Origin of the sequence: Geotalea toluenoxydans JCM 15764, assembly GCF_001311985.1 — a bacterium.
Lineage (GTDB): Bacteria > Desulfobacterota > Desulfuromonadia > Geobacterales > Geobacteraceae > Geotalea > Geotalea toluenoxydans.
The window spans coordinates 1-19,690 of record NZ_BBCJ01000006.1; the positions used below are offsets into that span (position 1 = coordinate 1).

Consider the following 19,690-nt stretch of genomic DNA (forward strand, 5'->3'; position numbering starts at 1 on the left):
AAATCATTTTTAGGCGGTCAACATTTTTACTATTATTATATCCTAAGGATGAATAAGCACCAGAGGCTCTGCCTCCAAGGCTTTGATAAGCGGGCCATCGGCACATATCAAAGTCCAAACAACGAGACTCAATGTAACGAATATACATTGAGTCTCCTATAAAGTTAAAGCGGCAGAGGGCGCACGCAGAAGTGTTTCCTCAAGCCCTGCTAGATCTGCGAAGCCTGTAACGCCTGATCGAGATCAGCTATCAGGTCGTGGGCATCTTCGATACCGACGGAAAGACGAATATAATCAGGAGTGACACCACTTGCTATCTGTTCTGCTTCTGAAAGTTGTTGGTGCGTGGTAGACGCAGGATGGATCACCAGCGATTTTGCATCGCCGATGTTTGCCAGGTGGGAAAGCAGTTTCACGTTATCGATGAATTTTTTGCCTGCTTCGACCCCTCCCTTGATACCAAAACCGATGATGGCTCCGGCGCCTTTTCCCAGATATTTTTTCGCCCTACCATGATCAGTGTGGGAGGCCAGTCCGGGATAATTCACCCAAGCAACATTGGGATGTTTTTCCAGCCACTCTGCAATCTTTTGTGCATTCTCCACATGCCGCGGCATACGCACATGCAGCGTTTCCAGTCCCTGCAAAAACTGGAATGCATTGAACGGTGACAGCGCTGCTCCCATATCGCGCAGAAGCGTGACCCTCATCTTCAGTATGTAGGATAGATTACCTAACGCCTCCCAGTATTTAAGCCCATGGTAGGATGGGTCAGGCTCGGTAAATTCAGGGAATTTGCCGTTGTTCCATGGAAATTTACCACTGTCGACAACGCAGCCGCCAATACTGGTGCCATGTCCGCAGATGAATTTGGTCAGGGAGTAAACAGCAATATCGGCACCATGATCAAACGGCTTAAACAGATAGGGAGTAGTGACCGTATTGTCTATTATAAATGGAATACCCGCAGCATGGGCGATATTGGCAATGGCTTCGAAGTCGTCCACATTATTTTTCGGATTACCCACCGACTCCGTGTAAACCAGTCGTGTTTTTTCATCAATGGCCCGGCGCACATTTTCCGGGTTCGATGAATCAACAAACTTCACGATAATACCAAGTTTTTTGAGAGTATAGTGAAACAGATTATAGGTCCCGCCATAAAGGTAATTGGTGGAGACGATATTTTCTCCGGCCTGGGTAATATTGAGAACTGCATAGGTTATTGCTGCCTGCCCCGAGGCTACCGCCAGCGCGCCGACACCTCCATCCAGTTGCGCCATCCGCTGCTCCAGCACGTCGGTGGTAGGATTCATAATCCTGGTGTAAATGTTGCCGAATTCCTTAAGACCGAAGAGGTTGGCTGCATGCTCGGAACTCTTGAAGACATATGAGGACGTTTGATAGATGGGAACCGCCCTGGATAGCGTCGCTGAATCAGGTGACTGTCCGGCATGCAGAGTGAGGGTATCAAAGTTAAATTTTGTTTCAGGCATTTTCATTCCCCCTTGTGAAATAGTATCAAAAAGTTTTACCATAAAAGTTCTAAAGAATAGATTCTTTTTGCGTTCATTTTCATCTATCGGAATACTACAGATTGCTTCTGCCTCTTCCATACATTTCCGTCAAAGCCTTGAGCCGTTTCGCCACGCCATTGTCCAGCATCTCCGCAGAAAATCGCCATGACCAGTTGCCTCCCGCTACACCGGGAACATTCATGCGAGCTTCGCTGTCCAGGCCTAATATATCCTGTAGCGGGAAGATGGCCATATCAGCTACCGATGCCAGGGTAGATCTGACAAAATTCCAGCTGATATTCTCGGCCCCGATATTGAGATAGCAAAGTATATCCTGTTTTTCTTTTTCCTTAAGTAAAGCAAACCAGCCGGATGTCGTGTCATTGTCATGGGTTCCGGTATAGACAGCGCAGTTCTGCACGTGATTGTGGGGCAGATACGGATTCGATGGTCCGGAGCCGAATGCAAACTGAAGGATTTTCATTCCGGGAAACCCGAACTTGTCCCTGAGCGCCTCCACCTCGGGCGTTATGACCCCCAGGTCTTCGGCAATAAGCGGAACTGCACCCAACTGGCTGGCCAAGGCATAAAAGAGTGCATCGCCCGGCCCCTTGACCCAGCGTCCGTTTTTTGCCGTTTTTTCCCCGGCCGGCACCGCCCAGTAAGCTTCAAATCCACGGAAGTGATCTATCCTGACCCGGTCGTAAAGAGACAAATCATTTCGCACCCGTGCCACCCACCAGCTAAAACCTTCTTCGGCAACCCTTTCCCAGTTGTAAAGGGGATTGCCCCACAGCTGACCGGTCTTGCTGAAATAATCAGGGGGGACGCCGGCAACCAGCGTTGGCCTTCCCTTTTTGTCCAGGTGAAAGAGGTGCGGATTGGCCCATACATCGGTGGAGTCAAAGGCAACGAAAATGGGCATATCGCCGATGATCTCGATATGCCTGTCGTTGGTATAGGCTTTGAGGCGCTGCCATTGGCGGAAAAACTGCCATTGCATGTATTTATGTTCACCGATGGCCGTTCCGAGCTTTTCTGAATGTTCTGCCACGGCTGCAAGCTTGCGCAGGGCAATATCTTCCGGCCAGTCGCACCAGCTCTTGCCGGAGTAGTGCTCCTTGAGCGCCATAAACAGCGCATGGTCATGCAGCCAGAAGGTATTGTCGCAGAAATACCAGAAATCCTCTTTGCGCCGCTGGTCAGCTGTTTTAAAAAAGCGGGCCGCAGCTTTTCGCAGGACACCAAGTTTATACGGTTGAACCAGACTATAATCTACACGCCCGCTTGGCAGGTTTGGCTTCAGGTCCTTGGAATCCACATCGCCGTCATCAATAATTGATTCCAGTGAAATGAGCAATGGATTGCCGGCAAATGCAGAATAGCAGGAATAGGGAGAGTTCCCATAGGCTGTCGGTCCCAAGGGCAATATCTGCCACATTGTCTGGTCAGCCTTCTGCAAAAAATCTACAAATCTGTACGCATCCTCGCCCAGAGAACCGATACCGCCTGGCCCCGGCAAGGAAGATGGATGAAGTAGGATGCCGCTCTTTCTTCTTCGTTGCATAAACTGACCCCGCTGATAAATTGGCTGGTGTCAACTATGCCACAAAGCTGCTATAATGCAATTCCGTTTCAGGAGATACAGCTCTTGGCAGGGAAACCAGGAGAAAGGAATATTTACTATGGAAACTATCAAGACAGCATTATTTGAAACTCTGCTGGAAAGCGCAGTTCCCAACGAATCAGGCGGGTTTACATTTACCTGGAAGGGGAAAGTTATCAGATCAAAGATACCCTGAAATTTCCAGGATAGCCCAGAATCATGGCTATATAATCATCTATTGAACAGAGTTCAGGATCTCGTCCACCTTACGTCCGTCAAGTGATTCAGCCTCAAGCAGAGCACTCGCCAAAACATCCAGTTTCTTTCTGTTGGAAGATACCAACTCTTCGGCTTTTAACTCTGCTTCCTTTATTATGGCAGCTATCTCCTGGTCAATAAGCCAGGCCATCTGTTCGGAAAAAGATTTTTCCTCTGCCAGCTTGCGGCCTAAAAAGGGATGCTCCTCTCCCCGGCTATAGATAACAGCTCCGATCTTTTCGCTCATGCCCCACTGACAGACCATCTTTTCCGCGAGCTGGGTCACCGTCTTCAGGTCACTTTGGGCACCGGTTGAAATATCATTGAAAACCAGCCGCTCGGCCACCCTCCCCCCCAAAGCCACGCATAGCCTGTTGGTGAGATAGGCCTTGGATAATGATAGCGGTCATCCTCCGGCAGTTGCTGGGTCAGCCCGAGAGCCATGCCATGGGGAATGATCGTCACCTTGTGCACAGGGTCCGTACCGGGTAGAAGCTTTGCCACCAGAGTGTGGCCTGCCTCATGATAGGCGGTGATGTTCTTTTCGTGCTCCGAAATTACGATCTTCCGCTCCCCCCCCATCAATATCTTGTCCAAGGCCCTCTCCAGATCATCCATGGAGACAGTCTTGGAATTTTGACGAGCTGCCTGGATTGCCGCCTCATTTATCAGGTTTTCCAAGTCGGCCCCAGTCATGCCCGGAGTCCCTCTGGCAATTATGGAAAGATCCACCTGTGGGTCCAGCCGAATCTTTCTTGCATGGACCTTCAAGATCTGCTCGCGGTCACGCAGATCGGGACGATCAATCACCACGTGACGGTCAAACCGCCCGGGCCTGAGCAGGGCAGGATCAAGTACATCTGGACGGTTGGTTGCAGCAATGACGATAACTTCCTCATGTGGATCAAAACCGTCCATTTCGGAAAGAAGCTGATTGAGGGTCTGCTCTCTCTCGTCATGACCGCCGCCAAAGCCGGCGCCACGGCTTCTACCGACAGCATCCAGCTCATCGATAAAAACGATACTCGGCGCGGCCTTTTTGGCATTGCTGAAGAGGTCACGCACCCTGCTGGCACCAACACCGACAAACATCTCTATGAACTGTGAAGCAGAAATGCTGAAAAACGCCACACCGGCCTCCCCGGCGACGGCCCGTGCCAACAACGTTTTGCCTGTACCAGGCGGCCCGACCAGGAGTATCCCTTTGGGAACCTTCCCGCCAATATCCTGGAAGCGTTTCGGATTCTTCAGGTAGTCCACCATCTCCTTCAGCTCCTGCTTGCTGTTTTCCATGCCGGCCACATCTTCAAAGGTGACATTGATCCTTTCACCACTCACATACATCCTTGCTCCGGATTTGGCAAAGCCCCCCATCATGGCTCCCGGCCCCTGTCCTTTGACCCCTCTCATCATCAGCCACCAGATTCCTATGATCAGAAGCCACGGCAGTATATAGATCAACACGCTGGCAAATGAAGAAGTCTCTGTGGAAACTGCCGTTACATCGACCTTTTTTGCTGTTAGTTCCGGCATCAGTGTCGGATCGGCCATAGCGGGCAACACTGTCTTAAAGGCCGACACTTGGCGCGTCACCTCTTTCCCCTGAAGATTCTCCACCAGATTGATCTTGTTGCGAAATGTGCCCCGCAGGTTAACCCCTTTTATGGTTACCTTCCTGACATTATCCGCAGCCAGCTCGTTTCGGAAGCGACTGTAAGAGACGCTGAATTCCTGTTCTGCACCCTGATTGGCAAGGTTGTAGAAAAAGTTGAAAAAAACAACCAACACCAGCATTAACACAACCGGTTTCCACACAGAAGGCCCCATGTACGGCTCCTTGCATTATATCCTGATATAAAGATCGTTTACATTTGGAGTTCCGGACCACTAGATAACAGCTTACCCAGTACCGGCGGTTTTACAAGCAAAACAAGCCCACAGGCTGGCTTATCGGCAAATCCCATGCATCAGATACCTGCCACGGCCAAAGGATGCCCCTTTTCCAATATTGAAATACTGACCAAGCAGTAAAAACGGATAAAAGATATCCATATCTCCGGAAAAAGCAGTTCTGCCATGATGCCGCTCAGCCTCGCCCCCGGCGTGGCCACTTTCCATTCAGTCCAGGCCAACTCCGATTCTATCGTTTCAACATGGCAACTTTGTTCTACCAGCCATTTGAAATCGCAATTCATTTCAACTCCACCATAATAATAGGCAAGAGAAGAAATTCGCCTGAACAATGCGCGGACGAAAGTGGAAAAGGACATTTCCCGCATAGCATGGCCCTGACGTAACAAAATAACCGGAGTAACGAAGGTAACTTCGATCATACCTGAAATATGTTGGCAGTTATTCTGCAATTCTTCTGCGGAAAAAAGAAATAAACGGTCATGATGCAGTTCTCCCAGCTCCCCCATTATCAGATAGCGGTTCCCCATGTAGTCTTCGGATTCCGCTTTTACCAGAGCAGCAAAACCCGAGTAGACAGAGGACACACAATGAATGAAGTGCTGGTAGTATTCAGCTGCGGATCCAATCAATACGACCTCCACCTCGACGGTCATGCCTTTGTTGGGCAGATCAGGCACGAGTGGGATATGGAAGACAAAGGGCAAAGAAGGTTTCTGGTACCTTTTCAAGGCCAATGGGTCTGCGGACAGAGACTGTGAGAAAATACCAGGATGACAACATTCTTCTCCGCTCCGGCAGCCATAGCAGCTTGTTTGGCAGCAGTTTATATTTTGACGAAAGACGCTCTCAAATCCATTCTTCAAATTAAAGAAAGCATATCGCCCTCGAATGTCTCTTTGCAGCCGGAGTGTAATAACAATTTTGGTAAAGGTCAGAGCCATTCCTGTCTCGATGATGGTTAAATTTACTTCTATAACAACCATGTGGTAAAAGAATTGTCAAAAACAAACTAAAATTTGCAACATTTTTTTCGTCAGTTACTTATGTATCTTGACAATAATGAACTTTCCACTATGATTAGCAGCAATTTATATTATGGAGGACACATGAAAAAGCTCCTCACCGCCATACTCTGCACAGCCTTGTTGGGAGGAATTGCAATTGCCCAGACCGGCGTAAAGCAGAAAAGACCAAAGGTATATGAATATGGCAGCCTTCTTGTTTTACCACCGTCAGGCGTTAAACCGGAAATGCCTCCGGCTGTTTTCGATCACTGGGTCCACAGGGCCAAATATACCTGCAGACTTTGTCACGCCGATATCGGCTTTTCCATGAAACGCGGGGCAACCGATATCAGGGCAGCCGATAATATGCGCGGCTACATGTGCGGCACATGCCACGACGGAAAAAGAGAGTATGAAGGGCGGAAGATTTTCAGGTCCTGCTCGCTGGAAAAAAGCGGTGCCCATGATCAATATTGCGACAAATGCCATGAGAAGGGAAAAAATGAGGCCAAGGCGGATGGATTCTTTCGCTTCAGTGACAACCTGCCGAAAGAGCGTCTCGGCAATGGCATAGACTGGGAAAAGGCTGAAAGCGACGGTTACATCACTCCCATTGATTTTCTGGATAAAGTGTCCATAAAACGTGCGCCTCTGGCCGTGCAGAAAGATTTTGCCCTGGAAGCAAAGGTAAACGAACTGCCTGACATCATCTTTTCCCACAAAAAACATACCTTCTGGAACGGCTGCGAAGTCTGCATCCAGAGGTGTTTGCCGGGATCAAAAAAGGAATGACCAAATATTCCATGGCAGAAATAAACGAAGGGAAGTACTGTGGCCTCTGCCATACAACCGTGGCTTTTCCGTTACAGGACTGTCAGCGCTGCCACAGCACACTGCCTCAGAAGTCCTGATACCCATTACAGCGGACGCAAAAAGGGCGGATCCAAAAGATCCGCCCTTTTTTATTGGTGAAGCTGTCATTATGTTCTTACTTAAACTGAGCCTTCAGGTACTCCCTGTTCAGCCTGGCAATGAACTTGACATCGATCCCCTTGGGGCAGGCTGCCTGGCACTCATAGTGGTTGGAGCAGTTGCCGAATCCGCACTCCTGCATTGTCTCAACCATCGCCTTGACACGGGCAGCGGCTTCAACTTTTCCCTGGGGAAGAGCTGCCAGCTGGGCCACCTTGGCTGAAGTAAAGAGCATTGCCGAGCTATTTGGGCAGGCAGCTGCACAGGCTCCACAACCAATACATTCGGCTGCGTCCATGGCATAATCCGCATCTGGCTTGGGCACCAGCACAGCATTACCGTCAGGCACACCGCCGGTGTGGCAGGAGGTATAACCGCCGGCCTGGACGATGGTGTCATAGGCACTACGATCAACGACCAGGTCCTTGATGATCGGGAATGCAGTTGCACGCCATGGTTCGATGAAGATTGTGTCCCCATCCTTGAATTTCCGCATGTGGAGCTGGCAGACGGTGGTCCTCTCCTGGCTCCATGGGGCACACCGTTGACAACCTGAGAACACATACCACAGATTCCCTCACGCAGTCGTGATCGAAGACGATCGGCTCTTTTCCTGATTTGATGAGGTCTTCGTTGACCACATCGATCATTTCCAGAAAGGAGTGGTGCTCGGTTATTCCCTTGGCGGTGTAGGTTTCGAACTTTCCGGGTTGGTTAGGACCCTTCTGCCGCCAGACATTAAGTGTCAGAGTCATGGTTTTGTGATCGCTCATTATTTATAACTCCTTACCGCAAGATGTACGTTCTCGAACTTGAGTGGCTCCTTGTGAAGTTCCGGAGTCTTACCTTCCCCTTTGTATTCCCAGGCGCCAACATAGCAGTAGTTCTCGTCGTCACGCTGTGCCTCACCGTCTGAGGTCTGGTATTCCGTCCTGAAGTGACCACCGCAGGACTCGTTACGGTGATGGGCGTCGCGGCAAAGCAGCTCGCCGAACTCGAGGAAATCGGCGGTACGGCCGGCATTCTCAAGATCCTGGTTCAGGTCGGCACCGGTACCGGTAACCTTGACATTCTTCCAGAATTCCTCGCGCAGAGCAGGAATCTTTTTCAGGTTGGCTTCGAGACTCTCTTTGCTGCGGGCCATGCCGCAGTTTTCCCACATGAGTGTACCTAGCTCGCGCATGAACTCCGAAACCGTTTTTTTACCGTTTATGGAAAGAAGCCTTTTGGTATTAGCCTGCACGTCTTCAATGGACTTCTTGAACTCTGCATTGTCGGCGTTGACCGTTCCGGGTTTGACAGTAGCAAGATAGCCGCCGATGGTGTAAGGAATGACGAAGTAGCCGTCGGCCAGACCCTGCATGAGAGCAGAAGCTCCGAGGCGGTTGGCACCGTGGACGGAGAAGTTAGCCTCGCCAAGAACAAAGAGCCCAGGGATGTTGCTCTGCAGATTGTAGTCAACCCAGAGACCGCCCATGGAGTAGTGCGGTGCCGGATACATACGCATCGGCCGTTTGTAACCATTCTCATCGGTAATTTTCTCGTACATCTCGAAGAGGTTACCGTAACGCTCCTTGATGGTGTGCTCGCCAACCCGCTTGATGGCGGTGGCGAAATCAAGGTAGACACCACGACCACCGGGGCCGACGCCACGGCCGTCGTCACATTGCTCTTTTGCGGCACGTGAAGCGATGTCACGGGGGGCCAGATTGCCGAAGCTCGGGTATTTGCGCTCCAGATAGTAGTCACGATCATCTTCGGCGATGTCGTTGGGATGCTTGCCCAGGTCTTCCTTCTTCTTCGGCACCCAGCAGCGCCCGTCATTACGGAGTGACTCGGACATGAGCGTCAGTTTTGACTGGTAATCACCGGCCTGAGGGATACAGGTGGGATGAATTTGTGTGTAGCAGGGATTGGCGAAAAATGCGCCTTTCTTATGGGCCTTCCAGTTTGCCGTGACAGAGCAGCCCATGGCATTGGTGGAAAGATAGAAGACGTTCACATAGCCGCCGGTAGCAAGACATACGGCATCAGCTGCATAGGACTCCAACTCACCAGTTATGAGGTTGCGGCAGGTAATACCTTTGGCAACACCATCCACAACAACCAGGTCGAGCATCTCGCGGCGGTTGTACATTTTTACCGTGCCAGCTTTTATCTGGCGTGAAAGCGCAGAGTAAGCGCCAAGAAGGAGTTGTTGGCCCGTCTGCCCTCGGGCGTAAAAGGTACGGGAAACCTGGGCGCCACCGAATGAACGGTTGTCAAGATAACCGGCGTAATCACGGGCAAAGGGAACACCCTGGGCAACGCACTGGTCAATGATGTTGTTGGACACCTGGGCAAGACGCCAGACATCCGCCTCACGGGCACGGAAGTCGCCACCTTTGATGGTGTCGTAAAAGAGTCTGTAGATAGAGTCGCCGTCATTGGGATATGCCTTTGCAGCATTGATTCCGCCTTGAGCGGCGATGGAATGGGCCCGGCGGGGGCTGTCCTGATAACAGAAAGCCATGACGTTGTAACCAAGCTCACCCAGAGATGCAGCAGCGGCGCCACCGGCAAGACCGGTACCCACCATGATAACAGTATATTTTCTCTTGTTTGCGGGATTGACCAGCTTCAGATCAAAGCGGTGCTTGTCCCATGTTGTTTCAATAGGTCCTTGCGGACATTTTCCGTCGAGTATCACTATGAACCCCCTAAAGTTTCAATAATCCGGTTAAGATGACCAATGGAATGGAGACGTATCCTACCAGGAGAATGCCGGAAATAACCTTGCCGACAGTGGAGAATACAGGGCGAGTCTTGTCGTTATTCCAGCCCATCGTCTGCAAGAAGCTCTGGATACCATGGCTGAGGTGAAGGAAAAGAATGACCATGGCAGCAGCATACATGAGGGCAATGAGCCCCTTCTGGAAGCTGAGCACGACCATCTTGAACACGTCAGGTCTCTGCAGTGCATCAAAATTGCCGGCTAGTCCGGCAGAAATTTCAGGATTGGTAATATGAAGCGTGAAATGGAGCAGGTGATAGATGACAAAAGCGCCAATCAACAAGCCTGTCCAGATCATGTTCTTTGAAGCGAAAGTGGCCTTCAGATGATTTTGAACAGCATAGCTCTTTGCATTGGCCTTGTTGTTTTCCAGGGTAACCTGAATGCCGTAAATGATGTGGATCGCTACGGCAGTCAGCATCACCAGCCTGAAAATCCAGACGAGGGGGGGCAGGTCATGAAGATGCTTCGCATATGCGTTGATTCCGTCGGCACCCAGAAAAATTGAGGAGTTGCCGATCATATGGACGATTACAAAAATGATCAGCAACTGACCAGTAATCGACATCAAAATCTTTCTTCCCACAGAGTTTTTAAAAAATTCCATAATTTAGTCCCTTTGAATGAATTGGAAAAGAGTTACTGAGGGGTATGAGGAACCCTTTTGCTAAATTGCCAGGCATCCCTTTCTATCCGTCTTTGACTCGCAGCCGGAAGAAATGGAAATGTGAACTACGAAGGGGGTGCGCGCCATTCTGTGCCGGTGAGCATAACCTACCTCCTTCTAAATAAATTAAAAAACAATGGACAATGTGCTTAATCGAACAAAATATTAAAAATTTATAATACTTAGGAAATGTATACTGTATACTAAACGTCGTTTTATAAAAAAGCAACCAAAATTATCCCTTTTTAACAGCTATTTTTTCTCTGCGACCCGTTGTCTGGTTGCATTTTAGCAGCCATTCTGTTAATTCAATTAGGTATTTAAATTAGTTCCACGGAAGTGATAAATGACAATGTTCACGCTTATAAAAAAAGACTCAAAAACCGCGGCCAGACGCGGACAACTGAAGACGCCCCATGGCACGATCGAAACCCCCATATTCATGCCTGTCGGCACCCATGCCGCAATGAAGGCAATGACTCCTCAGCAGGTTAAGGAAACCGGTGCCCAGATCATTTTGTCGAATACATATCATCTTCATCTGAGACCTGGCGAAAGCCTGGTGGAAAAAGCGGGGGGCCTGCACAGGTTCATGGCCTGGGAAGGACCGATCCTCACGGATTCCGGCGGTTTCCAGGTTTTCTCCCTGCCCAACAAGCGTATAACCGATGACGGGGCCTATTTCAAGCATGAAATAACCGGAGAAGAGGTCTTTCTCGATCCGGCCAAGGCCATTGCCATCCAGGAGGCACTGGGAAGCGACATCATCATGGCCTTTGACGAATGCATCCCCTACCCGTGCGACAAGCGGTATGCTGACCAATCGACCAGGAAAACCATTAGATGGGCGGAGGCATGTAAAAAAGCCCAGACGAGAAAGGACCAGGCCCTGTTCGGCATAGTGCAGGGGAGTGTCTTCGAAGACCTGCGGGAGATGTGCGCGAAAGAACTTGTTGGAATGGATTTCCCGGGTTACGCCATCGGCGGTGTCTCAGTAGGTGAAGGACTGGAGCTACTGAAGAAAGTTGTCGCCATGACCGCACCATTTCTGCCGGAGGACAAACCTCGCTACCTGATGGGAGTCGGTCTCCCCGAAGACATCCTGGAGAGCGTGGAGCGAGGCATGGACATGTTCGACTGCGTCATACCCACCCGCTATGCAAGGAGCGCCACCCTCTTCACCAACAGGGGCAAGATCCGCCTCACCAACAAGAACTACCGACGGGATTTCTATCCCATCGATCCCAACTGCAGCTGCTATGCATGCCGTAACTTCACCCGTGCCTATATCCACCATCTGTTCAATGCCAATGAGGTGCTCTCGGCAATCCTGGCCAGCATCCACAACGTTCAGTTCTACCTGGATATGATGGCAGGCATTCGCAAAGCCATCGAGGAAGACCGCTTCACCCAATTCAAACAGACCTTCCTTGAAAGCTACCTCAAAGGAAAATAGATCCAATGCACAGAAAAGCCCGCTTCGAAGCGGGCTTTTCAATTGATGCCGGTTTGACAAACAGGTAATTCAACGGTGCTCATTCCAGCCAATCACAGCCCTGTGCTGTTGCCTGTCCGGTTTCTGCCACTGCCTGGACTCTTCTCGCGGCACCTCCCGCCGGTGATCTTTCTCTCCTGAAAAATGCACCCGTTCAACAGGCACTACATTCCTGTCGTTGTAATAGTTCCTTTCATTACCGAAACGACGCTGCCAGGCATGGCGATAATCTCGCACACCCTCTATCCTTTGGCTGCGCAAGGACCTCGGAAGATCCCGATGACTGACCATTACCCAAGGTCCGCGGCTGCTGCGCCCCCTGTGCCAGCAACCATCGCGAAAGAGGTAATAGCTGTTCTGCAAGTAGCACATATCATATGGTATCCCTACCACAACATACAATCCGAGCCGGTCAGCATAAACCATACGGGGTCTTTCCATTGAAGAATATGGTGGTTCATAATGGGATACTATCACCCGATCACCGTCGGAAGGGAGTCGATCCCCCACATGGAGGCCGAGATTGATCCCCACATTGCCAGCATAGGCAGGTGATACGCTGAGTGAAACGAGGATTAGCAAGATTGATTTTTTTAGTAACTGTTTCATGACTGTCTCCCCTTCAAGTTTTTTTGCTGAAGGTGGAATTCAGATTATCATGATCCCTACAGAACATTTTAGCGACATCTATAGCAAACCGACCCGATGTCGGGTCGGTGGAAGCGAATCGACGCACCTTACGATGACCATTTGATGGTAATGAGTGAAAATAAAAAACCAGGGGGATGCTTTTCTGAAGCGAAATGACTGGTGGGGAAGAAAAGAAAATGAGGACCTGTTCAAAAGGCCATTTTTATTTCAGGTATGGAAAAGAAGAATTGCCTGGCAGATATTATATAGAGGATGCTGCGGGAGAAAATTCTATTTGCACTTCCGTTTCAGGCCCAGCTTCAGCGTCGGTCTCCGTCTTGATTATTTCGATCTCGCGATGCAGAGTGTTTACAGCTTCGCTGATGCCCCCGAAGCGTGTCGCCACCTCCTTCACCCCTTTAACGGTATCGATACTGATGTGACTTACCTTTTCCATGGCAACAATTAATTCTTCGCTCATCTCGCGCTGTTTTCTGGAAGCTGTAGCTATCTCGCAAGTCTTGTCGTTTGCCATGGTAAGGTTTTTTGAAATAAGCTGTATGGACTCAACCTGGCTTTCGGAGGCGGACCTGGTGATCCTCGTAGCCTCCCGGATGGTATCAAAGTCCTGCTGTAAACCCTTTATGCCATCATTCTCGACTCCGGTGGTGCGGTTCACCTCATTTATCAGCTCCCTTATTTCGTCGAAAGCTTTGACAATCCCCTGCAGACCCTGGTTCTGGTCAGCCGTCACATCCTGAATGGTGCTGACCATCTGCGTAGAGCGTTGAGAGGCATCCCGGATCTGAAGCAGTGCCTCATTGACCTTCACGGCAACTGTCTTCCCCTCTGCAACCATCCTGGATGTGGCGATGGCCGAAGATACCGCCAAACTGATTTCATGCTGGATGGCTGAAACTATGGCCTCAATTTCCGTGGTCGAGTTTGCGGTCTTGTTGGAAAGCTCTTTCATCTGAGCTGCAACGACAGAAAACGGGCGGCCATGTTCACCGGCCTGACCGGAGAGAATCTGCGCATTAAGAGAGAGGAGCTTCGTCTGGTCGGTCACCTCCTTGATAACCTCAAGTATTTTTGCAATATCGTTCGACCTGGAGCCAAGACTCGAAATAGTACCTGAAAGAGAGGCGGCAAGCTGGTCGATTTTCTGCATGCTTTCTATTGCATCGTTTACCGATTTCACCCCCTGTTCGGCGATAATACTGTTCATCTCCTCGGAAACATCCGTTGTCTCCCTGACAATGGCAGCAATTCTTGTAACAGAGCTGTTGATACCGGATACGGCAAGATCGGCGGCTGCTACAGAACCGTCGGCCTTTGCCGCCACCGAAGCAACCTCGTTTGCCGCATTGGAAAGTCCAATGATGGTGCCGTAGGAGGAATCGACATGGCTGCTGAGGCGATCCATTTTGTCCACCACGCCTTGGGAAGCACTGAGGATATCACCCAGGGCTGAGGTGCTTTCCCGGGAAAGGTCGAGCAGTTCCTCAGTGGCATTGATGATCTGCTGCTGGGAGACCAGGGAGTTTTGCACCGAGAGGAGAGCTTTTCCAGTTGACTCCTGCTGCTGGGTTACACCCTTGATGAGCGTTCTGAAAGTCCTGGAAAGGTGATTGGTAGCATCGGCAACGTTGCTGGAGATTTTCTTGATCCTCCCTACGGTCGTGGAGAGCCAGCCTATGACGAAATCGAGTCCATAGGAGATGGAGCCCAGTTCATCATTGGCAAACTGTTTAGTCCGGGTAGTCAGGTCCCCGCTGCTGACCTGATTCAGATTGGCATTGATCAGCGCAATCTTGGAGCCGATATCCCGATTGAAAAAGAAGATGGTGAAGGCGCCCAGAAGCAGAAAGAGAACCCCGGTAAGAACAATGGAAACCATTGTCTGGGACAGGATATTGCCCATGACTCTGGCATGGGAGTAAGAAAAGTCAATGGTGCCGACCCTCTCGGTTCCGGAGAGGACAGGCAGCGCCATCTTAAGCTGATCGGCAGGAGGATTGGGCTTTTTGACATCGATAATGGTGACGCCATTGTCGATGTAGGTAATCCGGACAAGATCCGGGTCCTTGATCATCTCATCAGCCAACTGCCCCAGGTAGGTGAAATCAAAGGTCGCTCTCGACACCACGGCAACGGCAGTAAGTTGCTTGCCGCAAAGAGTGAGCTTATCCTTTACATCCGCCTCCTGGATCTTTTTATTGGAGTGCAGTGACCAGCCGAGTGTCAGACACTGACCCAGGAAAAGAATAAAGAGAAGCCGAAGCAGGAATCTCCTGGAGAGACTCCTGCGAAACCGGTTCCTTTTTTCACCATGCCCTTCTTGCTCTGATTGCATTGTGCCTTAAAATTTGAAAACGGTTGGGATGGCTTTTTCACTCTTGATGATCGCCTGCCCTTCCGGCGATTTGATGAAGGCCATAAACCGCTTGACCCCTTCGCCTCGGTTCTTTCTAAGGACAAGATTGTTCCGTAAGACAAATGGCCACTTGCCGCTTTCAAGCATCTGGTGGGATTTGTTGTCGACTTTGATTTCTTTGAATTTACCCGCAGCATCCCCCAGGGCGATTGAATCAACAGGCCCGATGGCATTGTGGGTGGTGCCCAAAGCACCAAACATATCTGCTGATTTTGGGAGGTTCAGAATCTCCGGCGCTTCTTTTACACTGGCCATACAGGCATAGGCCTGCGGAACATCGCCTTGGTGGAGTCACTCTCCGGCCTGGTCAGCGCAGCTATCGGGGCGTCCGCCCCCCCGACCTGCTTCCAGTTCTTGATCTTGCCTGCATAGATGTCGCACAGCTGCTGGCTGGTCAGGTTGGTTGCCGTAACATTCTTATTGACCGCCACAATCCCCGCAACCCTGGCGATCTCAAACTGCTCGACTTTCAGTTTTGCCTGCTCGGCAGTGATGGGCATGGCAGACATGGCAATGTCAATTGCCCCGGCATTGAGAGCCGCAATTCCCCCAGGCTGCCCCATGGATTTTGGGTTCACCTCAATGGCATCTTTCGGGTTTTTCTTCATGAAGGCCTTGCCAAGGTTGGTTAATAGAGGATCATGCTCCCTGAGCCCCCGATCTTGATGGTTTCCGCTTGGGCCGACGTAGCAATGAGTATGGACAGTGCAAGTACCAGTGTTGTTTTTTTCATGAACGATCCCCCTTCTAAAAAGGTTGTAGCTCCCTGAATTTATGGCCCAAACCGGTCAAAAATGAAGCTGCAGCACGATTATCGACCCGCCAAGGCAGTTCTAATGGGTAAGCAGAACATACACCAAGCATTTTAAGCGGTCAATGAATAATTATTAGAAAATCTATTTGGATTTATCCCTATGGTAATCATTCCCCAATGTCTTTTTCGATAGAGGATTCCAATCCATTGGTTGGCCGGCATTTCTGACCTTGCATCCACCCTTGCCTCAGGACTGGCTTGCGTGAACAAGTAAACATGTGTATTGTTGCGTGAGATTTTAAAAGACCGAATATATCACCGACGGGAGAACCCATGTCTGAAGAAATGAAAGGTTTTGACCGCCTCGTGGAGATAATGCGGGAACTGCGGGCGCCAGGGGGGTGCCCGTGGGATGCGGAGCAGACCCACGAAAGCCTCAAGCGTTACCTCCTGGAAGAATGTTACGAAGTGATCGAAGCCATTGATGCAAAAGACCCCGCCCACCTCAAGGAAGAACTGGGGGACCTCATGCTGCAGCCGATCTTTCATGCGGCCATCGCCGAAGAACGCGGGGAATTCACCATGGAAGATGTGCTGGACGCCATAAATGAAAAGCTCGTCCGCCGGCATCCGCATGTTTTCGGAGACCAGATTGTGAAAAGCGCTGACGAACAGGTGGCAAACTGGGAACGGATCAAGAAAGCGGAAAAAGGGGAAGAAAGAAAATCCGCCCTCTCCGGTGTGCCGCCCCACCTGCCGGCCCTGATGAAAGCCCACAAAATTACCGAGAAAGCTGCCGGGTAGGTTTCGACTGGGAGCATACTGATCAGGTCTTTGCCAAGGTGATTGAGGAGTTGCATGAATTCGAGGAAACCCTGGCTCAGGGTGATCAGGAACGTATGGAAGCAGAGCTGGGTGATCTGCTCTTCGCCATCGTAAATCTGGGCAGGTTTTTATCGCTGGATACAGAGGAAGCACTGCGTAAAACCATAAACCGTTTTATCCGACGATTTAATCATGTGGAAGACAAGCTTCATGCAGCCGGAGTGACCATGCAGGAAGCAAGCCTGGAAGAAATGGACAAACTCTGGGAGGAGGCGAAAAGAATAGAACAACAGGAGGAAGAGCGGTAATTGTTTCGGTTTTTCAATACGGTAACAGATTTTCCACAAAAGCTGTGGATAATCTGTTAATAACTTTGTGGACAAAACAATAAATTGATACTTTTCAAAGCCTTTCTGCAATCTGCTTATTTTTTACGCAGAGTATTTAATTCAAAGATATCACTGACTTGGCAGTTCACTTCCCTTTTTTTTAAGTTGTAAACATTTTCGCAACAGGTTCAGGAATTACTTGATGAATTTGTTTATTCGCATGTTCATAAACATAATTAAAGAAATATCATTTAAATTTTTGCCCTGCCGTTTCCATCCAGGGTAACACCCTCCATAATCAGCAGAATCTTCTTTGTGGCAATGCCCCCAGCAGCTGAGTAACCTGTCATTGCGCCTGAAGCGCCTACAACACGATGACATGGTATAACTATCGGCAAAGGATTGCGGGCCATGGCAGTACCAACCCCTCTGGCTGCACCCCTGCAGCCGATTTCGGCAGCAATCCGGGCGTAGGTTTTGACTTGTCCATAGGGAATGGCGGCGACGTATTCATAGACACGTTTCTGAAACGGAGTAAATCCTTCCTTGTCCAGTTCCAGGCGAAACTCCACCCGCTCACCTGAAAAATATCTCTGCAAAAGCTGTGCAGACTTTTCCGTCAGCCCGTTGCCCGTGTCTGCCTGGGGATAAAGCTTTTTCATGCCGGTCAGCATCTCTTCTACGCCGCTCCCGGCAAAAGGGAGGAAAACCTCGACCAGGCCGGCAGCACTGGCCACCACTCCACCTGGCCCCATGGGGGTGCTGTACACTGAGCAATATTGTGCAGACCGTTGCTTCCGTCTATTCATCGTTTAAAGACCTTCTTGCGCAGGAGATGTGTCACCTCACGGGCCTCTTCACAGCGAAGCAAGTGGGCAAATGCATAGTAGATGATAATTCCGGCAGCAACAGCTCCGCCAAGGACCAAGATCTTGACCAGTTTATGCCCATGACTGGACCAATCAGTCAGGGTAATGAACCAGTAAACGGCAACAGACATTGGCACCGACGCCAGAAGTCCCTTCCCCCCTGCCAGAACGATGCTTTTGCCGCCGAATGGGCCGATCTTTTTGCGCAGGAACCAGATGAGAAGCGCCATGTTGCCCAGTGCAGACAGGGTGGAAGCCAGCGCCAGTCCGCCGTGCCTGAGCGGCCCCATGAGCAGCAAGCTGAAACCGAGGTTGAGGATAAAGGCAGTGAACGCTGTCAACACCGGTGTCCTGGTGTCTTTGAGCGCATAAAAAGCAGGCACCAGTACCCTGACCATGGCCACAAAGGTCAGCCCCAGGGAATAGTAGAAAAGGGCCACGCCACACTGCTCCGCCTTTGCATAATCGAAGGCGCCCCCCATGAAGAGGAGGGAAAAAATGGGCGTAGAGCAGAGCATCAGGCCGGCCATGGCTGGTATCGTTATAAAGAGGGTCAATTTGAGGCCGAAGGCAAGGGATTCCTTGAGGGCATCCATGTCGCCGGCCGCCGCCTGCCTGCTCATGGAGGGAAGCACCGCCTGGGCCACCGAAACGGTAAATATCCCCTGGGGAAACTCGAAGAGTCGCTGAGCGTAGTAAAGAAAGGATACACTCCCCTGGGAAGGTAGGACGCGAGAATAGCGCCGACCGTGATATTCAGATAATAGACACCGACACCGAATATGGACGGCCCCATGAGGAGGGCAATCCTGCGCACTGCCGGATGATGGAAATCGAAGCGGAGACGGAGAGGAAAACCCATGCGGTAAAGAACCGGTATTTGAAGGAGCAGCTGTAAGATCCCGCCAAGCAAGACGCCGACCGCAAGGGAGACAATGGGCACCTGGAAGCGGCTATGGAGGAAGACGGCACAGAGAATCATTGAAATATTGAGGAAAACGGTAGAGATGGCAGGGGTGAAAAAATGGCGAACTGTATTTAATATCCCCATGCAGAGTGCCACCAGGCTCACAAGAAAAATATAGGGGAACATCAGCCGGTTTAAGAGTATGGTCAGCTCCAGCTTTGAAGGCTCGGCCTTGAACCCGGGAAACATGAGGTTGACGAGCAGCGGGGAAAAGACAACCCCCAGCAGGGTGACAGCTGCCATAACCATGATCAGCAAAGTAAAGCAGATGTTGGCAAGGTGGCGCGCCTCCACTTCTCCCTTTTGTGAGTACCACTCGGAAAAGGTCGGCACAAAGGCCGAAGTCAGTGCCCCCTCGGCAAAAAATCTGCGCAGCATATTGGGGATCTGAAAAGCGGCGATAAAAGCGTCAGTGGCAAAACCAGCGCCGAATAGCCGCGACTGCACCATATCCCGCACCATGCCCATGATGCGGGATAGTATTGTGGCAAAGCCGAGAACCCCGGCAGCGCGGACGATGTTTTTCTTTTCGGACATTGATTCCTCAGACTCTGAATAATAATACCTTTACCCTGGCCGGTATTGCCACCTAAATGTGGTCACCCGCAAGGGAGTGCTACATATGATTTTGTAGGGGCGACCCTAGCGGTCGCCCTGTTTTTCCGGCCTTTCC

The 19,690-nt window shown here is 50.5% G+C and carries 13 protein-coding genes and 5 pseudogenes; 4 read left to right on the forward strand and 14 right to left on the reverse strand.

Going from position 1 to position 19,690, the window contains the following annotated elements; genetic code table 11:
• Nucleotides 1-209: 209 nt before the first annotated feature.
• From JCM15764_RS04745 to JCM15764_RS30590, 5 genes and pseudogenes are all read right to left on the reverse strand, one after another.
• The gene (locus JCM15764_RS04745; protein ID WP_054693439.1) at nucleotides 210-1,496 is read right to left on the reverse strand and encodes an O-acetylhomoserine aminocarboxypropyltransferase/cysteine synthase family protein; all 1,287 of its coding nucleotides are present in this window, start codon (nucleotides 1,494-1,496) and stop codon (nucleotides 210-212) included.
• A 94-nt stretch (nucleotides 1,497-1,590) separates the two neighbouring features.
• The gene (gene malQ / locus JCM15764_RS04750; protein ID WP_054693145.1) at nucleotides 1,591-3,084 is read right to left on the reverse strand and encodes a 4-alpha-glucanotransferase; all 1,494 of its coding nucleotides are present in this window, start codon (nucleotides 3,082-3,084) and stop codon (nucleotides 1,591-1,593) included.
• Nucleotides 3,085-3,358: 274 nt separating this feature from the next.
• Nucleotides 3,359-5,208, reverse strand: a pseudogene (gene ftsH / locus JCM15764_RS04755) (ATP-dependent zinc metalloprotease FtsH).
• A gap of 120 nt (nucleotides 5,209-5,328) precedes the next feature.
• Nucleotides 5,329-5,499: a CRISPR system precrRNA processing endoribonuclease RAMP protein Cas6 gene (gene cas6, locus JCM15764_RS27855; RefSeq protein ID WP_369412250.1), complete on the reverse strand. Its 171-nt coding sequence runs from the start codon at nucleotides 5,497-5,499 to the stop codon at nucleotides 5,329-5,331.
• Nucleotides 5,500-5,882: 383 nt separating this feature from the next.
• Nucleotides 5,883-6,278: pseudogene (locus tag JCM15764_RS30590) on the reverse strand (hypothetical protein); the annotation flags it as partial.
• A gap of 123 nt (nucleotides 6,279-6,401) precedes the next feature.
• Here JCM15764_RS30590 and JCM15764_RS04765 point away from each other — a divergent pair.
• Both JCM15764_RS04765 and JCM15764_RS21865 read left to right on the forward strand, forming a co-directional pair.
• Entirely contained in the window at nucleotides 6,402-7,091 is a 690-nt protein-coding gene (locus JCM15764_RS04765; RefSeq protein WP_243688376.1) for a c(7)-type cytochrome triheme domain-containing protein, read from the forward strand.
• 11 nt (nucleotides 7,092-7,102) lie between these two features.
• Complete coding sequence (locus JCM15764_RS21865) at nucleotides 7,103-7,210, forward strand: cytochrome c3 family protein (protein ID WP_243688424.1); 108 nt, start codon at nucleotides 7,103-7,105, stop codon at nucleotides 7,208-7,210.
• Between the two features lie 77 nt (nucleotides 7,211-7,287).
• Here the strand turns inward: JCM15764_RS21865 and JCM15764_RS27860 are convergent.
• The 3 genes and pseudogenes from JCM15764_RS27860 to JCM15764_RS04780 form a co-directional block, all read right to left on the reverse strand.
• Nucleotides 7,288-8,044 (reverse strand): annotated as a pseudogene (locus JCM15764_RS27860) (succinate dehydrogenase/fumarate reductase iron-sulfur subunit).
• Nucleotides 8,044-9,960 carry a fumarate reductase/succinate dehydrogenase flavoprotein subunit gene (locus tag JCM15764_RS04775; RefSeq protein ID WP_054693151.1) on the reverse strand — a complete coding sequence of 639 codons (1,917 nt, stop codon included), beginning with the start codon at nucleotides 9,958-9,960 and terminating at the stop codon, nucleotides 8,044-8,046. The pseudogene JCM15764_RS27860 and the gene JCM15764_RS04775 overlap by 1 nt, the downstream one beginning before the upstream one ends.
• Nucleotides 9,961-9,970: 10 nt before the next feature.
• Entirely contained in the window at nucleotides 9,971-10,651 is a 681-nt protein-coding gene (locus tag JCM15764_RS04780) for a succinate dehydrogenase cytochrome b subunit (RefSeq protein WP_054693155.1), read from the reverse strand.
• A 406-nt stretch (nucleotides 10,652-11,057) separates the two neighbouring features.
• Here JCM15764_RS04780 and tgt point away from each other — a divergent pair, with 406 nt between their 5' ends.
• A complete protein-coding gene (tgt, locus tag JCM15764_RS04785; RefSeq protein WP_054693158.1) occupies nucleotides 11,058-12,167 on the forward strand; it encodes a tRNA guanosine(34) transglycosylase Tgt in 1,110 nt (369 codons plus the stop codon).
• Nucleotides 12,168-12,236: 69 nt separating this feature from the next.
• Here tgt and JCM15764_RS04790 read toward each other — a convergent pair whose 3' ends face one another.
• The 4 genes from JCM15764_RS04790 to JCM15764_RS04805 all read right to left on the reverse strand — a co-directional run bounded on the left by JCM15764_RS04790 (nucleotide 12,237) and on the right by JCM15764_RS04805 (nucleotide 15,881).
• Nucleotides 12,237-12,815 (reverse strand): hypothetical protein, encoded by a 579-nt coding sequence (locus tag JCM15764_RS04790; protein ID WP_054693161.1) that lies wholly within the window; start codon nucleotides 12,813-12,815, stop codon nucleotides 12,237-12,239.
• 283 nt (nucleotides 12,816-13,098) lie between these two features.
• Nucleotides 13,099-15,192: a methyl-accepting chemotaxis protein gene (locus tag JCM15764_RS04795; protein WP_054693164.1), complete on the reverse strand. Its 2,094-nt coding sequence runs from the start codon at nucleotides 15,190-15,192 to the stop codon at nucleotides 13,099-13,101.
• 6 nt (nucleotides 15,193-15,198) lie between these two features.
• On the reverse strand, nucleotides 15,199-15,528 hold the full coding sequence (locus tag JCM15764_RS04800) for a type 2 periplasmic-binding domain-containing protein (RefSeq protein ID WP_054693167.1): 330 nt from the start codon (nucleotides 15,526-15,528) through the stop codon (nucleotides 15,199-15,201).
• Complete coding sequence (locus JCM15764_RS04805; protein WP_054693171.1) at nucleotides 15,516-15,881, reverse strand: substrate-binding domain-containing protein; 366 nt, start codon at nucleotides 15,879-15,881, stop codon at nucleotides 15,516-15,518. Before JCM15764_RS04805 ends, JCM15764_RS04800 begins: the two co-directional genes overlap by 13 nt.
• Before the next feature lie 479 nt (nucleotides 15,882-16,360).
• Here JCM15764_RS04805 and mazG point away from each other — a divergent pair.
• Nucleotides 16,361-17,160: pseudogene (mazG, locus tag JCM15764_RS04810) on the forward strand (nucleoside triphosphate pyrophosphohydrolase).
• 272 nt (nucleotides 17,161-17,432) lie between these two features.
• On the opposite strand, the gene JCM15764_RS04815 reads toward mazG, so the two are convergent.
• Both JCM15764_RS04815 and murJ read right to left on the reverse strand, forming a co-directional pair.
• Entirely contained in the window at nucleotides 17,433-17,918 is a 486-nt protein-coding gene (locus JCM15764_RS04815) for a methylated-DNA--[protein]-cysteine S-methyltransferase (RefSeq protein ID WP_243688377.1), read from the reverse strand.
• 68 nt (nucleotides 17,919-17,986) lie between these two features.
• Nucleotides 17,987-19,554: pseudogene (gene murJ, locus JCM15764_RS27865) on the reverse strand (murein biosynthesis integral membrane protein MurJ).
• Between the last annotated feature and the right edge of the window lie 136 nt (nucleotides 19,555-19,690).